2 protein-coding genes are annotated in these 3174 nt (G+C 69.8%); both read right to left on the reverse strand.

Going from position 1 to position 3174, the window contains the following annotated elements; genetic code table 11:
* On the reverse strand, positions 1-1278 hold a 1278-nt coding region (locus QZ994_RS19210; protein WP_290877517.1), incomplete at its 3' end, for a sigma-54 dependent transcriptional regulator.
* Positions 1275-3174, reverse strand: a 1900-nt coding sequence (locus tag QZ994_RS19215) for an ATP-binding protein (protein ID WP_290877520.1), incomplete at its 5' end; no start/stop codon positions are given. The genes QZ994_RS19215 and QZ994_RS19210, both read right to left, overlap by 4 nt.

A 3174-nucleotide genomic window follows, 5' to 3' on the forward strand; every position in this document is an offset into this window, starting at 1 on the left:
GCCCTGGCCCGGGCCGCCGGCGAGGATGTCGAGCAAGCCGATGTCTTCGGCCTGCATCAGGGGCTGGTTGCTCAGGGCCACGGCACGGTGCAGCAGGTTTTCCAGTTCACGCACGTTGCCGGGGAAGTGGTAGCCCATCAGGCTGTGAAGGGCGCTGTCGCCCAGGTGCGGGGCCGGGTCGAGTTGCGATTCCTGGGCGATGCGGCTCAGGATGCGCTCGCACAGTTCCGGCAGGTCGGCCAGGCGCTCGCGCAAGGCGGGCAGGCGGACCTGGATCACGTTGAGGCGGTAGAACAGGTCTTGCCGGAAGCGACCGGCCAGGACCTCGCTGGGCAGGTCCTTGTGGGTTGCGCTGAGCACGCGCACGTCGACAGGGCTTTCGCTGGTGGCGCCCACGGCGCGCACGGCCCGCTCCTGGATGGCGCGAAGCAGCTTGGACTGCATGGCCAGAGGCAGGTCACCGAGTTCATCGAGAAAGAGGGTGCCGCCATGCGCGGCCTGGAAGAAGCCTTCCCGGTCCTCGTTGGCGCCGGTGAAGGCCCCCTTGCGGTAGCCGAAGAACTCGGCTTCCAGCAGGTGCTCCGGGATGGCGCCGCAGTTGACGGCGATGAAGGGCTTGGCGGCTCGGCTGCTGACGTCGTGGATGGCGCGGGCCACCAGCTCCTTGCCGGTGCCGGACTCTCCCCAGATCATCACGGGGGCCATGCTGCGGGCCACCTTGTCGATCAGGTTGCGCACCTGCTGGATGGCCGGGCTCTGGCCCACCAGGCGAGACAGGGCGTGCCCCTCCTTCAGGCCGACCTGGCTGAAGTGGCGCACGGCGGGCTGGGTGCGCACACGGCCATCGCTGGCCGGGGTTTCGGCCGCAAGCAAGGCCGGGTGCGGTGCGGGGGGCGGTGCTTGCGCATCGCCCACGGCCGAGGCCACGGCGGTGCGGAACTGCTTGAGGTCGACCGGCTTGGTGAGGTAGTCGTAGGCGCCAGCCTTGAGCGCGCTCACGGCGTTTTCGGCCGAGCCGTAGGCGGTGATGACGATGGCGCGCTCCGGGCGCCCTTGCGCTTCGAGGCGGCGCAGGATGTCCAGGCCTGTGCCGTCGGGCAGGCGCATGTCGGTGATGATGGCGCTGTAGCGCTGGTCCAGCAGGTGTTGCCAGGCGTCCTCCACGCTTTCGGCGGTTTCGACGTCATAGCCTTCGCGCAGCAGGGTCAGCTCGTAGAGCGTGCGCAGGTCGGGCTCGTCGTCGATGACCAGGAGGCGATGGTGGGAGGCAGATGTCATGCAGCAGGCGCCGGGGCGCTGGGCGCCTCGATGGGCATGGTGAGGAAAAACTCGTTGCGGTGGCGCACGTGGGGCGGGTGCAGCCGGTAGTCGATGCTGGCGCCGTGGCGCTCGCAGAGCTCTCGGGAAATATACAGGCCCAGCCCGGTGCCGCGGCTGCGCGTCGAGAAGAAGGGCTCGAACAGGGCGCGCTCGGTGTCGGGTGTGATGGGTTCGCCGTCGTTGTAGACCGACAGCATCAGCATGCCGGCCTTGGGGCCGCCCTGGGCCACCCAGCGCAGGCTCACAACCATGGCGCCGGGTGCGCCGCTGTTGTAGCGCAGGGCGTTGTCCAGCAGGTTGACCAGCACGCGTTGCAGGTGATCGGGCTCGAAGCGCACCTTCATCGAGGGGTAGCCTGGCGCGGCCTGGCAGCCATGGGTGTGCACGTCCAGCAGGCTGTCTTCGCCCATGCTGAGGCCCGCGGTGCTGCGCCATTCGTTGCAGATCGCGACCACGGTTTCGATGGGGTCGATGGCCGGAGCCTGAGGGCGTGCCCCGGGGGCCACGGCCAGGATGTCGTCGACGATGTGCTTGAGGCGCGCCACGTTGTCCGACACCATCTGTGTCAGCCGACGCTGGGTGGGCGTGGCGGCGTCTTCTGCCATCAGGGCATTGGCCTGGGCAATGGCGGCCAGCGGGTTGCGCACCTCGTGGGCGATGCCGGCCGACATGCGGCCCATGGCCGCCAGCTTGTCCTGACGCTGGCGGGCGCGCACGGAGCGCAGGTCCTCCAGGAACATCACGCAGAGGTCTTCGGTGGTGCGTCCGCCGCGGCCGCGGGTGAAGCGCACGCGCAGGCGCAGGTCGCGCTGGCTGTGGTCATCAAAGCGCAGGTGGATTTCCTGGCCGTCTTCGGCACGACCCGGGTGGCCCAGGGCCTGCTCCACGGCGCGGATCAGGGGCTGCCATGCCGGCACGCCCCGCAGCAGGAAGGGTGGGGGAGGCGTGCTGCCTTGGGCCGAAAGCAGCCTCCGAGCCGACGGGTTGGCCGTGCGCACGCGGCCCTGGCGGTCAACCACCAGCACGCCTTCGCTCATTTCCTCGATGACCAGCTTGTTGAGCTGGGCCTGTTGGCGCGCCAGTTCGAGGCTGCCACGGGCGCTGCGCTCTTCTCGCGCAAGGCGGGCGGCGAGTTCGCTGGCCAGGGCCGCGATCACGAAGAGGCCAAAGCCGTTGAGGCCTGCCTGCGTCATCAGCGTGGTGACGGCGGCGACCTCGCCAGACTGGATCCACGCCGCAGACAGCAGGTTGAGCGTCGCGGCGGCGGCCACGCCCAGGGCGATCACCCGCGGCATGAGCACCGCGGCCATCAGCACGGGCAGCACAAGCAGGGCCTGGGTGTTGAGGCTCGTGCCTGTCAGGTAGTGCAACAGGGCGAAGGCAGCCAGGTCGACCCCGATGGTGGCCAGGGCCTGTCGCGTGTTGAGCACGCCCTTGCCGCTGGCCTGCGGCTGGGTTGGCGCCGGCATCAGCCAGACCAGCAGCACCAGGGCCGTGTAGGCCAGCCCGAGGACCGGTACCCAAAGGGGCGGCCGTGCACCCATGCCCCACGAGGCGCCGATCATGCCCATCACCAGCACCGCCAGGGCCACGCGGGCGCTCAGGAAAGCCCGGTAGATGCGCAAGAAGGTGGGGCGAGCCGGAGGTTCTTCTGCCGAGGCGGGCGCCTGGGCAGCGTCGTGCCGGGGTGCGGAAGCGGACGACTCACCCTCCCTCGGAGCTTTCGGGGGCAATGGGGCGTCGGGTGCGACGGGGCTGGCACGGGTGTCGAGGGCAATGGGGTCTGCCATCACGGTCGAGTCGCCATCGGGCAGGTCGCCAAACCAGGAGGCCTTGCCGGGCGAGGTGCCGGCG

This window comes from Aquabacterium sp. (assembly GCF_021768455.1).
Classification (GTDB): Bacteria; Pseudomonadota; Gammaproteobacteria; order Burkholderiales; family Burkholderiaceae_C; genus Aquabacterium.